Source organism: Synechococcus sp. CS-197 (assembly GCF_025128215.1).
Classification (GTDB): Bacteria; Cyanobacteriota; Cyanobacteriia; order PCC-6307; family Cyanobiaceae; genus Synechococcus_C.
Genome location: NZ_JAHLZC010000008.1, coordinates 94,254 through 108,074, shown reverse-complemented (window position 1 = coordinate 108,074; position 13,821 = coordinate 94,254). Strand labels below are relative to the sequence as shown.

Below are 13,821 nucleotides of genomic sequence, written 5' to 3'. Positions count from 1 at the left end.
TTCGAGGCTGGCGCCGCCACCGGTGGAGATGTGGGACATCTTCTCGGCCAGACCGGCCTTCTCCACAGCAGCCACGGAGTCACCGCCGCCGATGATCGTGCAGCAGCCCTTGGCGCTGAGTTCCGCCAGGGTGGTGGCGATGGCGTTGGTGCCAGTGGCGAACTTCTCGAATTCGAACACGCCCATGGGGCCGTTCCAGATCACGGTCTGACAATCGGCCAGAGCGGCCTGGAACACCTTCACCGCATCAGGACCGATGTCCAGACCCATCCAGCCGTCGGGGATGGCGGTGACATCAGCCACCTGGCTGTTGGCATCGGGGGCGAAGTTGTCGGCCAGCACCACATCGGTGGGCAGCAGCAGCTCAACGCCCTTGGCCTTGGCCTTGGCTTCCAGCTCCTTGGCCAGTTCCAGCTTGTCCTCTTCCACCAGGCTCTTGCCCACCGAGAGGCCACGGGCTTTGTAGAAGGTGAAGATCATGCCGCCGCCGATCAGCACCTTGTCGCACTTGTCGATCAGGGCCTCGAGCACGCCGATCTTGGAGCTCACCTTGGAGCCACCCACGATGGCGGCGAGGGGACGCTTGGGCTCATCCACAGCACCTTGGAGGTACTGGAGCTCCTTCTCCATCAGGAAGCCGGCCACGGCGGGCTTGAGGAACTTGGTCACGCCCTCGGTGGAGGCGTGGGCGCGGTGGGCGGCGCCGAAGGCGTCGTTCACGTACACCTCGGCCAGACCAGCCAGCTTTTCAGCGAAACCGGCTTCATTCTTCTCTTCCTCGGCAAAGAAGCGCACGTTCTCGAGCAGCACCACATCGCCATCGGCCATGGCGCCCACCTTGGCTTCAGCGTCAGGGCCGATGCAGCTGTCGGTCTTGGCCACGGGCTTACCCAGCAGTTCGCTCAGGCGGGCGGCCACGGGGGTGAGGCGCATGGCGTCGTTCACCTGACCCTTGGGACGGCCGAAGTGAGCCGAGAGAATCACCTTGGCGCCTTTGCCGATCAGGTCGTTGATCGTGGGCAGGGCGGCGCGGATGCGGGTGTCGTCGGTGATCGCACCGGCATCGTTCAGGGGCACGTTGAAATCAACCCGCACGAGAACGCGTTTGCCGCTCAGGTCGCCGGCGTTGAGGCTGGCCAGGGAACGCTTCGCCATGGGGTTGTGTCGTGCGGTAGGAAAACGGGGTGAGGTTAACCCGAGTTCCCTGCCCTCGGCGCTAGGACTGATAGAGCGCTGTCTACAGGAGGCCGTCGCGATGTTTGAAACCGTTTTGTTCCCGATTGATCAGAGCCGGGAGGCTGCGGAAACCGCCGCGAAGGCCCTTGAGTTGGCCCGCAGTCACAACAGCCGATTGGTGGTGCTGTCGGTGGTTCAGCCCGAGCGGCCGGAGATGCACGACCATCAGGCGGTGGCCACCTTGCTGGCTGAGGCCAGAACCCGTTTCGAACAGGCGGGGGTCGCCTGCGATGTGGTGGAGCGTGAAGGCAAGCCGGCGTTCGTGATCTGCGATGTGGCCGACGAGTTGAATGTGGATGTGATTGTGATGGGAACGCGGGGTGTGAATTTGCAATCTGAAAGCGGCAGCACGGCGTCGCGGGTGATCCAGTTGGCCCCCTGCCCTGTGTTGGTGGTGCCGTGAGTTCACCGCCGATTCAGTGGTACCCGGGCCACATCGCCAAAGCGGAGCAGCAGCTCAAGCGCAATCTCGACAAGGTGGATCTGGTGATCGAGGTGCGCGATGCGCGCATTCCCCTGGCAACGGGGCATCCCCACCTCAATCGTTGGATCAGCGGTAAGCAGCATCTCCTCGTGATCAACCGGCGTGACATGGTCACGCCGGCTGCTCGGGTTGCTTGGGAAGCCTGGTTTAAAGCCCGCGGCCAGCGCACCGTGTGGTGCGATGCCAAGGCCGGCACCGGTGTGAAGCAGGTGCAGCAGGCGGCGATTCGCGCCGGCGATCAGCTCAACGAGCGGCGGCGCAACCGCGGCATGCGCCCCCGGCCGGTGCGGGCCCTCACCTTGGGGTTCCCCAATGTGGGCAAGTCGGCATTGATCAACCGCTTGGTGAAGCAGAAGGTGGTGGCCAGTGCCCGGCGTGCCGGAGTGACGCGCACCCTGCGCTGGGTGCGTCTTGGCCAAGACCTCGACCTGCTCGATGCGCCCGGGGTGCTGCCGCCGCGGTTGGATGACCAGCAAGCGGCGCTGCATCTGGCGTTGTGTGACGACATCGGCCAGGCCGCTTATGACGGTGAGCTCGTGGCCCAGGCCTTTCTGAATCTTCTGATGGCTTTACAGCCGCAGGAGGCCTCAGGAGTGGGCTTGGCCCTCCTGGAGAGCCGCTACGGCGTTCCTTTGGAAGGGGCCACCCAGGATCCGGTTTTTTGGCTGGAGGCGGTGGCGGAGCGCCACACGTCAGGAGATACCGCGCGGATGGCTCAGCGCTTGCTCGATGATTTCCGGAAATCTGCCCTGGGCAGCATTGCCCTGGAGCTGCCGGCATGAGCCCTGTCTGGCGCAGGCCGCCGCTGCCGGAGGAAACCTTCACGAGCAGTTTCGGTGAAGGGGAAGGCGAGCTGGTGACGCTGATCTACCCCAAACCACTGCCGATGCGCTTGGACCGCTGGTTGGTGAGTCAGCGCAGTGAGCAGAGCCGCGCCCGCATCCAGAAATTCATCGATGCCGGCTATGTGCGGGTGAACGGCAACACCGGCAAAGCCAAAACCCCCCTGCGCCAGGGCGATGAAGTGCAGCTTTGGATGCCTCCACCCGAGCCCCTGCCCTACCTAAAGCCTGAGGCCATGGATCTGGATGTGCTCTTCGAAGACGAGCACTTGATCGTGATCAACAAGCCGGCCGGCCTCACCGTGCACCCAGCCCCCGGCAACAAGGACGGCACCCTGGTGAACGGCCTGTTGCATCACTGCCCCGACTTGCCGGGGATCAGCGGCAAGCTCAGGCCAGGCATCGTGCACCGCCTCGACAAAGACACCACGGGCTGCATCGTGATCGCTAAATCCCAGGAGGCCTTGGTGAAGCTGCAGGTGCAGATCCAAAAGCGCATCGCTTCACGGGAGTACCTGGCCGTGGTGCATGGGGTGCCGGCCGGAGACAGCGGCACGATCGTGGGGGCGATCGGCCGTCATCCCGCCGATCGCAAAAAATATGCGGTGGTCAGTGGCGAGAACGGTCGTTACGCCTGCACCCACTGGAGCTTGCAGGAGCGACTCGGTGATTACTCGTTGCTGCGCTTCAAGCTCGATACTGGCCGCACCCATCAGATCCGCGTGCATTGCGCGCATATGAACCATCCGGTGGTGGGGGACCCCACCTACAGCCGTTGCCGCAAGCTGCCCATTGAGCTGCCTGGACAGGCCCTCCATGCGTTTCAGCTGGGCCTGGATCACCCGATCACACGGGAACGGATGCTGTTTGAAGCGCCGCTGCCACCAGTGATGGACAAACTGCTGGCGGTGCTGAGGCGGCGATCGTCGTTCCCGTAAGCGCCAAGGTCAATGGATGGCCATGAGTGACTCGTGACTCGTGGCTCATGGCCGCAGCCAGATCCTGCTCAGTTTCGCGTGAGTGCCGTCGTAATAGCTCCTGGCGATCGCGTCATTGATGGCGAGAGCGCGCTGATCTTTGCTGAAGTTTTTTGAGAATGCAAAGGCCATGAACAACGTCATGAGCTTCTCTGAAGCAGCGGAGACCTTCGCTCCCTGCATCAGGGGCAAGGTTGTTTGCATGGTCAGCATGTCGTCGAGGCTGGCATCAGCCTGTCCTGTTTTGAGCAGCTGAATGCATGTTTCTGCGACATCGCATTCGATGGTTTTGGCACCGTTGCTTTTCAGGATTGAAGTTTAGATATAGCCTGGAATCGCTGCAAACGTTGTGTCTTTAAGGGTTTCAAAGTTAATCTCTTCGATCAAGTTTTGTTTTTTGGTCAGTTGTTCGCTGCTGGCGACTTTGAGGATGTAGGAGGCGAAATAGGCTGTTAATAGAACCCTGGCAAACAGTGATGCGATGGAGATGAGGCGTGTTTTTGTGCGTTTTGTGTGGTCTGTAGAGAGCAACAGGGTTTTCTGAAGAATGAGAACCAATTGATGGCGCTTCTGTTCGTCGGCCAGGTCTGGCCGGTGACGCTCCATCATCCAAACAGGCAGCGCAAAGATGCAGGCGATCAGGATCAAGCCCAGGAAGATCAGGAGCACTTCCCTGGACAACAAAACCCGAAGTAATTTGACGGCTGTTGGTTCCTCGTTGTTAACGGTGTAGATCTTGAGATCACTGCTCGCGGTGGGAAAGGAAAACCGAAAGGCTTTGCTGCGGTTTTCATTGATCAACACGCCTGAGATCGCTAAGTCGGCCTGGTTGCTGCTGATCGCGGCGAGGAGATCTTCAAAGCTGTCGGCTTTGCGGATGCGGTAAGGGATCTGCCGGCTTTCAGCAATCATCCGCCACAGATCGATTTCAAAGCCTGCGGGGATCCCCTTCTCGTTGAGGGCGTAGGGAGGGTTCGGGAACCAGATCACATCCACCGGATCGGTGGCCTCAGCCGTGAGGTCCTGGGCTTGGCTGATCGGAATGCATTCAGCTGTCAGCAGGGCGCTGCAAAGTGCCCCAATCGTCAGACGGACACTCCGGCTGAGCATGGGATGCATGACGCGCTCGTCCTGGGGACACCAGTCAAGTCCATGCTGGTGCCCCTCCCCATGCCGCGCTTTGGCTCAGACCACCACCAGCTCGCTGTTCACTGCCAGCAGCATGTCAGGGGTCAGGACACCCCCGCTCTCGCTTGCGTCTGCCGATTGAGCGTTGAAGCCCACGCGGATGGTTGCTCCGGCCTCGATGGACTGTCCCCAGTCAGCACCCGTGAGCTGGTAACGGTACAGACCATCGGCCAGTGTCTCGGTCTCGATCGTCGTGCCCCAGCTCTCTCCAGTGAATTGATGGGGGCTGATGAAGTTCAGTCTCCAGTTGTCTGTGCGTTGGTCGCCCACGTTGGTCAGCGCCAGTGAGGCCGTTAGGCCTCCCCACCAGCGGTCTCCACTGATCTCCACAGCGAGCGATTCACCGGTGATTGGGTCGTCGGTTGTGGACCCTGTCTCCGCTGAGGCAGAGGGCGTGCTCGCAACAGATGGCGTCGCGTTCGCCCCAGCCCCGTTCGGTACCCCCAGGCTCTCCAGTTGACTGCTGAGCGGGTCTCCCAGCGTCACGATCGACTGAAAGTAGTTAATCACGGTGTCATCGCTCACCTCCAACGCAGGCCACTGCGGGTAGTCGAAGGTGTCATTCATGAACGGTTGGTTTTGATCCCAGCCCAGCACCGTGAGGTGGTTGATGTCGTGGTTGATCGCCACGCCTTCGATGCTGAGGAACCCATGGGTGCGGCCGTGCATCCAGCCGCCGTAGTGGGGCTCCATCTTCAGGGTGTTGGTGAAGGTGTCCACGAGCGCATTGCTGCGCAGATAGCTGGCGAAGCCCTCGTGGCCGAAGCGTTCAACCATGGCCATCACCGCGTCGGTGTCGCCTTGGCGGGCGGTGCGTTGAATGTCCGCCAGGATCTGCGGGTTGTAGGTCTCATCCGCGATCCAGCCCACCTTTGCGCCCTGCATCGCATACCAGAGGCCAACGCCTTTGCGGTCATCGCCCCAGGCCTGCGCGTTGTTGGTCAAACCCTGGGCATAAGCCCACGCACCAACATCCTCCAGCGAAACGGCCTCCAGTCCAGCAAAGGCGCGTAAGTCGTTGTAGGCCTCCATCGCTTCAGTGGTGATCGCCGTGCGGCCCCCCACCAGTTCGTTGTGCTCGGAGTTGTGGTTGGCGCCATGGAAGCTCCCCCAGGTGGTGATGTCGGTGTAAGAGCCAGGCATGGTGCTGTGGCCATGGGACGGTGAGGCCTGTTCAGCAGGGCGTTCGGCGGTGTGTTCAGCAGCGTGGTTGTGGGCGTCGGCGTCGGCCATCACCGATTCGCCCAGTGGTCTTTCCGTCATCAGCATGGCTTCGCTCAAGGCGCCATCTCTGCCGAGATCGACGCCCTGGCGGCCATTGAATCCCACGCGAATCTCCCCTCCGGCGGGAATGCTCTGTCCCCAGGAGGTTCCTCTGAGTGTGTAGCGGCTGAGGCCTTCTCCCAGGGGTTCACGGGTGATCTCCACTCCCCAGGCCTCAGGGTCCAGGTCATGGGCACTGATGAAACTGGTGCTCCAGCTCTCCAATGGCTGGTCCGAGGCATTGCGTACGGCGATTTCGGCGGTGAAACCACCCCACCAGAGCTTTCCGTTGACGGAGATCTGCAGGGTGTTGGAGGGAGTCATGGGTTGAACGGGTAGGCAACCGTTTCAGTGCAGCGAGAAGAGATGCAGCAAATGCAACCGGCCGCCACCTTTGTGTGACCAGAAGCAATGTTGATGCGCACTGAATGGGGTCTTTCGGCTTACCCATTCAGATCAGAAAGGACGTGATTCACCATCCTCCAAACGGGGGGTTTGCGCATCGGCCGTCTGGTTTAGGGCATCAGCCCTCGCCGCAAGGCCGATGACACCGCGCTGGCGCGATTGTTCACGTCCAGTCGCAGCATGATCTCGCTCAGGTGATCTCTCACGGTGTTGCTTGAAATCTGCAGCTGTTGCGCGATCACCCGATTGCTAAGACCTTCTGCAACGAGAGCAAGAATCTCGAGTTGCCGGCCTGAAAGAGTCTTGTTGCTGGTGTGCGGCGCTTGATGCTCGTCTTGCAGCCGTGGATCTTCGTAGCGCGAACCCTCCTGAAGGGCAGCCAGAGCCTGAATCAGTGCACCGGAACGCTTCTCCACACTGCGCTCATCCAGAAGAGCATCAACACCAAGCTGGCGGGCGATCTTCAGGGTTTCAGCGCTGGGCCGGTTCAGCAGCAGCAAACTGCGATGGCTGGGGATGAGCCGTCGACAGTCGCTGAGCAGCGTCAGTCCCGAGCTGTCGCTCAAGCGCTCGGACACCAGAAGCCAAGGAACCGTGGTCATGGTGTGGAGGTGGCCCAGAGCGTCGGCTCTACTCTCAACAAACACCCGTTGCCGCCGGCTGTGTATTCCAGCCAGGCGTGCCATCTGTTTCACGGCGAATAGATGGGGGTACAGGCAGATCAAAAGATCCTGATCTGCGATCAATGCCCGGATCGAACGCACACGCTCCAGATCACTCGCTACAGATGCGCTATCGGCCATGACGTCAGACCGGCAGCCGCGGACAGGCATCCACCAGGATTTTTGTGATGTCCGCTTGGGGGGTGCTCAGCAGCTGATCCCCTGGACCGCTCTCGACGATGTGGCCGCGATCCAGAACGATCAGGCGGTGACAGAAGCCGCTGGCCACCGAGAGGTCGTGGGTGACAAAGATCATCGCCAGTCCCAGCTCCTGCTGCAGTTGACGGAGCAGAGCCAGCACGTCGGCTTGGATTTCTGCATCCAGCATGCTGACGCTCTCATCGCAGATCAGCACCTTTGGGTCCAGGGCGAGCGCCCTGGCAATGGCCACCCGTTGCTGCTGGCCCCCAGACAGCTGGCGAGGCAGGCGGTTCTGAAAACGTTCCGCTGGTCCTAAACCCACCCGTTCCAGAAGCTCTCGGGCCCGTTCTCTCGCTGAGGCTCGGGACGCCAAGCCATGAATCAGCAGAGGGTCGGCGATGGCATCCGCCACGGTCATGGCGGGATTGAGGCAGGCCAGGGGGTCCTGAAACACCATCTGGATCGAGCGACGCATCGCTGTCGCCTCCCGTCCGCGGGACTGCAACAGGTCGCGTTCGAACAGCTGGACCCGTCCGCCGCGAATGGGTGTCAACCCCATCAGAGCGCGGCAGAGCGTGCTTTTGCCGCAGCCTGATCCGCCCACCACGCCCAGGGTTTCTCCCGCTTGCAGCTGAAAGCTGACCCCATCAACCGCCTTCAACCAGTTGGGGGCCCAGGGCGGTCCCCCCAGGTTGTGCCAACAGCGCAGCTCCTGCACGTCCAGCACGGTGGTGGCTGCAGGGGCTGCCGGGGTTGTGCCCCCCTCCCGGGCTCGGGCCGCTGCCAGCAGTCGCTGCCCCACCCGCGAACTTGGGTAGGTGAGCACCACATCGCTGCGATTGATTTCCGCCACCTGGCCTCCGTCCAGCACCGCCATGCGTTCACACCAGCGGTGGGCCATCGCCAGGTCGTGGGTGATCAACAGCAGGGCGCTGCCGAGGTCTTCACAGAGGTCGCGCAGGGCAGCCATCACCTGACCGGCCACCGCCACATCCAGACTGGTGGTGGGTTCATCAGCGATCACCAGGGGTGGGCGCAGAACGATGGCCAAGGCGATGGCGAGGCGCTGGCGCATGCCGCCGCTGAATTCATGGGGATAGGCCTTGAAACGTTCAGCACCGATGCCCACCTGTTCCAGCAGCGCTTCGGCCCGTTCCCGCCGCGCTGAAGCCTTCATGTCCGGGCGGTGGGCCCGCAGGGTGTCCAGCAGATGCCCCCCCACTGTCATCAGAGGGTTGAGCCGGGTCATCGGGTCCTGGAACACCAGGCCAACCGAGTCTCCCCGAAGGGCACGCAGATCAGGGATCGCCAGGTGGCGCGGATCACGGCCGTTGAGCGAGAGACCTCCTTCGCAGCGGCTTCCCTGGGGCAACAGCTGTAGGGCTGCGCGGGCAACGGTGCTTTTACCGCAGCCTGAAGGGCCCACCAGCGCCAGACGCTCGCCGGCTTCCAGGCGGAGATCCAAGCCGTCGAGGGTCCAGGCGGAACTGCCCGGATAACGCAGGCGCAGTTGCCGTAGTTCCAGAACGGCCCCAGGTGCGTCGGTCATGGCAGAAGGAGGCGCTGGGGCTGATGGCTACATACCATGGATTCATCTGCCAGGACGGATGCTCAACGCCACCTCCGCACCGGATGTTCAGCCGATCGACCCACGACCGGCTCACCCCGCTTGCGGTTTGGTGGCGTTACGCGACCGTCAGATCCGCTCTCCCGACGATTACGGCATCGAGCTGCCGCACTGGCTGCGTGAATGCATCAATCACGTTCCCCCGGGAATCGGCCATAGCTGCCCCACTGATTCCGAAGCCCTGCTGGCTGCGGCCTTTGATTTCGCGTTCCAGCTTCACGAAGGGCAGTTCCGCGCCAGTGGCGATCCCTACATCGTTCACCCTGTGGCGGTGGCTGATCTGCTGCGCGACATCGGCGCCAGCGCCAGTGTGATCGCAGCTGGCTTCCTCCACGACGTGGTGGAAGACACCGATGTGACCCCAGAGCAACTGGAAAGTCATTTCGGCCCGGAAGTGAGGGAGCTGGTGGAGGGCGTCACCAAGCTTGGAGGCTTGCATTTCACCAATCGCACCGAAGCTCAGGCGGAGAATCTGCGCAAGATGTTTCTGGCCATGGCCAGCGACATCCGCGTTGTGCTGGTGAAACTGGCGGACCGACTCCACAACATGCGCACCCTCGGGGCCTTGCGTGAGGAGAAGCGGCAGCGCATCGCCCGTGAAACCCGCGAGATCTATGCACCCCTCGCCAATCGCCTCGGGATCGGCCGCTTCAAGTGGGAGCTGGAGGACCTTTCGTTCAAGCTGCTCGAGCCGGAGGCTTTCCGGGAGATGCAGCAGGAGGTGGCCACCAAACGCAGCGAGCGGGAGGAGCGTCTTGGGGTCACTGTGCAGCTGCTGAGCGATCGGCTGGCGGCGGCAGGTCTTGAGAACTGCGAGGTGAATGGACGCCCCAAACATCTCTATGGCATCTGGACCAAGATGCAACGTCAGCAGAAAGCCTTCCACGAGATCTACGACGTGGCGGCCCTGCGCATCCTCACTCCAAGCGTGGAAGCCTGTTATCGGGCCCTGGCCGTGGTGCACGACACCTTCCGGCCGATTCCCGGCCGATTCAAGGACTACATCGGCTTGCCCAAGCCCAACGGCTACCAATCGCTGCATACGGCGGTGATTGGTCGGCATCGGCCCATCGAGGTGCAGATCCGCACCCTGGAGATGCACCAGGTGTCGGAATTCGGGATTGCGGCGCACTGGAAATACAAGGAAGGAGGTTCACCCGCCGCGGGGGGCGACACCGAACGCTTCAACTGGCTCAGGCAGCTGGTTGATTGGCAGCAGGAGGGCGGCTCTGATGATCACAACGATTATCTCGCGTCGATTAAGGAAGATCTCTTCGATGAGGAGGTGTTCGTGTTCACTCCCAAAGGTGATGTTGTCGGTTTGAGGAAGGGGTCAACGGCTGTGGACTTTGCTTATCGCATCCACTCCGAGGTTGGTAATCATTGCCACGGCGTCAGGATCAATGATCGTCTCTGTCCGCTGTCCACGCCGCTGCAGAACGGCGACTTCATCAACATCCTCACGAGCAAAACCGCTCACCCCAGCCTCGATTGGCTCAATTTCGTGGCTACGCCAACAGCACGGAATCGCATCCGTCAGTGGTACAAACGCAGCCATCGCGATGAAACGATTCAACGCGGCAAGGAACTGCTCGAGCGCGAGTTGGGGCGCAGCGGTTTTGACGCATTGCTCAACAGCGAAGCGATGACCCGGGTGTCTGAGCGTTGCAACATGCATTGCACCGATGATCTGCTTGCGGCTCTCGGTTTCGGTGCGCTCACTCTCCATCAGGTGCTCAACCGGCTGCGGGAAGAAATCCGTTTGCAATCCGACGCGGCGGTCAAGCCCCTCAGCAATGAAGATGTGGCCCGCAAGCTGGTGGCGCAGGCCGAATCAGCGCCAGCTCGGCAGGATCCAGGAGACACCGTGCCGATTCTCGGTATGGAGGGGCTGGATTACCGCCTGGGCGGTTGCTGCAGTCCACTTCCCGGCGAAGCCATTGTGGGCACGGTGGCACTCGGCAACCATGGCATCACCATTCACAGGCAAGAGTGCGCGAATGTGGAGTCGATCCCGAGTGAACGGCGCTTGCCGGTGCGCTGGAATCAGGCGAACGCCGGTAGCGGTCAGCGTTTTCCCGTGCAGCTGCGCATCGAAGTGATCGATCGGGTGGGCATTCTCAAAGACATTCTGATGCGCCTCTCGGATGGATCGATCAACGTCAGTGACGCCCGCGTGAAAACGGCGTTCGGACAACCGGCCCGCATTGACCTGCGCGTGGAGCTGGCCAGTGCAGATCTGCTGCAGCGCACCATGGATCAAATCCGTTCGATGGCGGATGTTCTCGATATCGCCCGGACGGGCCAGAGCTGAGTCCCTTGCTCTGCAAGGTTTGCACAGAGGTTGTAAATCGGCGGGAAGTCGGCTGAGCGGTTGGGGAGCCAGCGTTGAGGCGATCAGGGCCGCAGGCAGCACGGCGTCCACGGTCATGGCTTTGCGCGCTGCAGCCAGCGAATGCTCAACCACCACCCCAGTGCGGCGCAGACCGCACCGGTGATGGCCGAGCCCAGCAGCAGCCGGGTGAGAACGCTCCAGCCCACATCGCTGAAGCCTTCTTGGCGCACCGCGTCGAACCCTGGCCAGGGGCGCCCCGGACCCAGCACCAGCGATCCCACTCTGAAGTTGAACCAGTAGAGGGGCACGTAGGTGAAAGGATTGCTGATCCAGGTGCCGGCTGCGGCCAGAAGGTGATTGCCGCGCACCACGCTGGCCAGGGCGATGCCCAGAAGGGTCTGGAAGCCAAAGATCGGAAAGCAGCCGCAGAAGATCCCCGCAGCCAGTCCGCGGGCGCGCTGGCCAGGTGTGCCCTCCTGTTGCCACAGCCATTGCAGGGCATCTTGCACGCGTTGGCGTGCCTCCATCAGCATCCGGCCCATGGGAGTTGGCTGCGGCCCCTGCACCGCGAAGGAGAGTGTGATCGTAGGAAGGAGCGCAGGGGCTGGTGAGCTGCTCGATGCAGGAGATCAATCGAGACGCGCAGACGATCGCTGCCGTGGCCACCGCGGTGGCTCCTGGGCAGGGAGGCATCGCCGTGATCCGTCTCTCCGGTCCCCAGGCGCAGGCTGCCGTGCAGTCCGTCACGCGCATTCCTGGCCAGCAGTCCTGGGAGAGCCATCGGGTGCTTTATGGCCACGTTTTGGCGGGGGAGAGCGGCGAGCGGATTGACGAGGTGCTGGTGCTGTTGATGCTGGCGCCGCGCAGTTTCACGGGGGAAGACGTGGTGGAAATTCACTGCCATGGCGGGGTGATCGCCGTGCAACGGGTGCTGGCCCGGGTGCTGGATCAGCCCGGGGTGCGCCGGGCGCTGCCGGGAGAGTTCAGCCAGCGTGCTGTGCTCAACGGTCGTCTTGATCTCACCCGTGCGGAGGCCATCAGTGATCTGGTGGCGGCGCGCAGTCAGCGTGCTGCAGAGCTGGCGATGGCCGGCGTGGATGGGGGAATTCAGAAACGGATCACCGCCCTGCGTGACCGTCTGCTCGATCAGCTCAGTGAGCTGGAGGCCCGGGTGGATTTCGAGGAGGACCTGCCAGCGCTGGATGGAGCAGCTCTGCTCGAGGAGTTGCAAAGGGTGCGTGGTGCGTTGCAGCAGCTTGTGAAGGACGGACAGGTTGGTGCCGCACTGCGCCAGGGGCTGCGGGTGGCTCTGGTGGGACGCCCCAATGTGGGCAAGAGTTCGTTGCTCAATCGGCTCAGCCGGCGTGAGCGGGCGATTGTGACCGACCTGCCCGGGACCACCCGTGATCTGTTGGAGAGCGAGATCGTGCTGGAAGGCGTGCCGATCACCCTTCTCGATACCGCGGGGATCCGGGCGACGAGCGATGCGGTGGAGCGGCTCGGCATTGCCCGCAGTCATGACGCCCTGGCCAGTGCCGATCTGGTGTTGCTTCTCTTTGATCTGAGCGTGGGCTGGACGCCTGACGATGAAGCCCTTCGGCAGCGCATCCCCGCCGCTGTGCCCCATCTGCTGGTGGGCAACAAAGTGGATGTTGCGGTCTCAGATGCGCGCGCGGGGACCAGCGGCTCTGCTGCCGACATTCGCCTCAGTGCCAGCACCGGAGCTGGGGAGGCTGAGCTGGTGCAAGCCGTGTTGGAGCGTTGTGGCGCCCTCGCCGATGGCTCCCTGCTGCTCTCCCTCAACCAGCGCCAGGGTGATTTGGCGCAGCAGGCCGCCGATGCCCTGGCCCGCAGTGCGCAGGTGGCGGCTGACGGCTTGCCCTGGGACTTCTGGACGATCGATCTGCGTCAGGCGATCCACAGCCTCGGTGAAATCACTGGGGAGGAGCTCACGGAATCGGTGCTCGATCGGATCTTCTCCCGTTTTTGCATCGGCAAGTGACGGCTCAGGGGATCCGTCCGTCCGATTGCAGTTCGGCTTCAAAGCCAAAGGCCGTGGGATCGCGTAACCGATCGGGGAACAGCACGCCATCGAGGTGGTCGCATTCGTGTTGCACCACACGGGCATGGAAACCTTCCAGCTCTTCGTGGTGCCAGCCACCGTTCGGATCGCGCCAGCTCAGGTGGATCCGCTGCCAGCGCTCCACCTCCCCCCGCAGCCCGGGCACACTCAGGCAGCCTTCCCAGCCGGCGCTGGTTGCCTCGCTCAGGGGTGTGATCTCTGGGTTGATCAGCACCCGCTCCGGCACTGGTGGTGCTTCGGGGTAACGGGGGTTGGCTCCCATGCCCACCACCACCACCCTCCAGGGCTCATCGATCTGCGGTGCCGCCAGCCCGGCGCCGGAACGGGCTGCTTTCGTTTCGAGGAGGTCGTCGATCAGCGTTTGCAGCTGCTGGGTTCCGAACACCTCGTCTTCGATGTCACGGGCTCGTTGGCGCAGGGCCGGGTGGCCAAGCCGGAGCACGGCGCGGATGGTCATGGCAGCGTTGGGGAGCAAGGCTGCCTCCATCGTCGGTCTTGTTGCGCCGCAGCTCCCTCAG

Annotated in this window: 13 protein-coding genes; 5 read left to right on the top strand and 8 right to left on the bottom strand. The window is 62.5% G+C overall.

Going from position 1 to position 13,821, the window contains the following annotated elements:
* On the bottom strand, positions 1 to 1,155 hold a 1,155-nt coding region (locus KQ296_RS02315), incomplete at its 3' end, for a phosphoglycerate kinase (protein WP_259726321.1).
* A gap of 100 nt (positions 1,156 to 1,255) precedes the next feature.
* Here KQ296_RS02315 and KQ296_RS02310 point away from each other — a divergent pair.
* Genes KQ296_RS02310 through KQ296_RS02300 form a run of 3 tightly spaced genes read left to right on the top strand, consistent with a single transcriptional unit; the run spans position 1,256 to position 3,500 of the window.
* Positions 1,256 to 1,639 (top strand): universal stress protein, encoded by a 384-nt coding sequence (locus tag KQ296_RS02310; RefSeq protein WP_011934237.1) that lies wholly within the window; start codon positions 1,256 to 1,258, stop codon positions 1,637 to 1,639.
* Positions 1,636 to 2,502: a ribosome biogenesis GTPase YlqF gene (ylqF, locus tag KQ296_RS02305; protein ID WP_011934236.1), complete on the top strand. Its 867-nt coding sequence runs from the start codon at positions 1,636 to 1,638 to the stop codon at positions 2,500 to 2,502. Before KQ296_RS02310 ends, ylqF begins: the two co-directional genes overlap by 4 nt.
* Positions 2,499 to 3,500 carry an RluA family pseudouridine synthase gene (locus KQ296_RS02300; protein ID WP_011934235.1) on the top strand — a complete coding sequence of 334 codons (1,002 nt, stop codon included), beginning with the start codon at positions 2,499 to 2,501 and terminating at the stop codon, positions 3,498 to 3,500. Before ylqF ends, KQ296_RS02300 begins: the two co-directional genes overlap by 4 nt.
* Before the next feature lie 45 nt (positions 3,501 to 3,545).
* On the opposite strand, the gene KQ296_RS02295 is transcribed toward KQ296_RS02300, so the two are convergent.
* The 5 genes from KQ296_RS02295 to KQ296_RS02275 form a co-directional block, all read right to left on the bottom strand.
* Positions 3,546 to 3,743, bottom strand: coding sequence for a hypothetical protein (locus KQ296_RS02295; protein ID WP_041428697.1), 198 nt, complete (start codon positions 3,741 to 3,743; stop codon positions 3,546 to 3,548).
* 114 nt (positions 3,744 to 3,857) lie between these two features.
* The gene (locus KQ296_RS02290) at positions 3,858 to 4,649 is read right to left on the bottom strand and encodes a transporter substrate-binding domain-containing protein (protein ID WP_011934233.1); all 792 of its coding nucleotides are present in this window, start codon (positions 4,647 to 4,649) and stop codon (positions 3,858 to 3,860) included.
* Positions 4,650 to 4,724: 75 nt separating this feature from the next.
* Positions 4,725 to 6,314, bottom strand: a complete 1,590-nt coding sequence (locus KQ296_RS02285; RefSeq protein WP_011934232.1) for a cellulose binding domain-containing protein — start codon at positions 6,312 to 6,314, stop codon at positions 4,725 to 4,727.
* Positions 6,315 to 6,505: 191 nt separating this feature from the next.
* On the bottom strand, positions 6,506 to 7,198 hold the full coding sequence (locus KQ296_RS02280; protein WP_011934231.1) for a response regulator transcription factor: 693 nt from the start codon (positions 7,196 to 7,198) through the stop codon (positions 6,506 to 6,508).
* Between the two features lie 4 nt (positions 7,199 to 7,202).
* A complete protein-coding gene (locus tag KQ296_RS02275) occupies positions 7,203 to 8,807 on the bottom strand; it encodes an ABC transporter ATP-binding protein (protein ID WP_011934230.1) in 1,605 nt (534 codons plus the stop codon).
* A gap of 58 nt (positions 8,808 to 8,865) precedes the next feature.
* Between KQ296_RS02275 and KQ296_RS02270 the strand changes: the two genes are divergently transcribed.
* A complete protein-coding gene (locus KQ296_RS02270) occupies positions 8,866 to 11,199 on the top strand; it encodes a bifunctional (p)ppGpp synthetase/guanosine-3',5'-bis(diphosphate) 3'-pyrophosphohydrolase (protein ID WP_041428696.1) in 2,334 nt (777 codons plus the stop codon).
* Positions 11,200 to 11,312: 113 nt separating this feature from the next.
* Here the strand turns inward: KQ296_RS02270 and KQ296_RS02265 are convergent, their stop codons facing one another.
* Positions 11,313 to 11,762 carry a DUF2062 domain-containing protein gene (locus tag KQ296_RS02265; protein ID WP_011934228.1) on the bottom strand — a complete coding sequence of 150 codons (450 nt, stop codon included), beginning with the start codon at positions 11,760 to 11,762 and terminating at the stop codon, positions 11,313 to 11,315.
* A 77-nt stretch (positions 11,763 to 11,839) separates the two neighbouring features.
* Between KQ296_RS02265 and mnmE the strand changes: the two genes are divergently transcribed.
* A complete protein-coding gene (gene mnmE / locus KQ296_RS02260) occupies positions 11,840 to 13,222 on the top strand; it encodes a tRNA uridine-5-carboxymethylaminomethyl(34) synthesis GTPase MnmE (RefSeq protein WP_011934227.1) in 1,383 nt (460 codons plus the stop codon).
* 4 nt (positions 13,223 to 13,226) lie between these two features.
* On the opposite strand, the gene def is transcribed toward mnmE, so the two are convergent.
* Positions 13,227 to 13,760, bottom strand: a complete 534-nt coding sequence (gene def, locus KQ296_RS02255; protein WP_011934226.1) for a peptide deformylase — start codon at positions 13,758 to 13,760, stop codon at positions 13,227 to 13,229.
* Positions 13,761 to 13,821 lie beyond the last annotated feature (61 nt).

Excerpts from the sequence above, each read along its gene's own strand:
- KQ296_RS02310 (WP_011934237.1), top strand. The coding sequence starts at position 1,256 with ATGTTTGAAACCGTTTTGTTCCCGATTGATCAGAGCCGGGAGGCTGCG.
- KQ296_RS02300 (WP_011934235.1), top strand. The coding sequence starts at position 2,499 with ATGAGCCCTGTCTGGCGCAGGCCGCCGCTGCCGGAGGAAACCTTCACG.
- KQ296_RS02295 (WP_041428697.1), bottom strand. The coding sequence starts at position 3,743 with ATGCAAACAACCTTGCCCCTGATGCAGGGAGCGAAGGTCTCCGCTGCT.
- KQ296_RS02290 (WP_011934233.1), bottom strand. The coding sequence starts at position 4,649 with ATGCTCAGCCGGAGTGTCCGTCTGACGATTGGGGCACTTTGCAGCGCC.
- KQ296_RS02285 (WP_011934232.1), bottom strand. The coding sequence starts at position 6,314 with ATGACTCCCTCCAACACCCTGCAGATCTCCGTCAACGGAAAGCTCTGG.
- KQ296_RS02280 (WP_011934231.1), bottom strand. The coding sequence starts at position 7,198 with ATGGCCGATAGCGCATCTGTAGCGAGTGATCTGGAGCGTGTGCGTTCG.
- KQ296_RS02275 (WP_011934230.1), bottom strand. The coding sequence starts at position 8,807 with ATGACCGACGCACCTGGGGCCGTTCTGGAACTACGGCAACTGCGCCTG.
- KQ296_RS02270 (WP_041428696.1), top strand. The coding sequence starts at position 8,866 with ATGCTCAACGCCACCTCCGCACCGGATGTTCAGCCGATCGACCCACGA.
- KQ296_RS02265 (WP_011934228.1), bottom strand. The coding sequence starts at position 11,762 with ATGGGCCGGATGCTGATGGAGGCACGCCAACGCGTGCAAGATGCCCTG.
- mnmE (WP_011934227.1), top strand. The coding sequence starts at position 11,840 with ATGCAGGAGATCAATCGAGACGCGCAGACGATCGCTGCCGTGGCCACC.
- def (WP_011934226.1), bottom strand. The coding sequence starts at position 13,760 with ATGACCATCCGCGCCGTGCTCCGGCTTGGCCACCCGGCCCTGCGCCAA.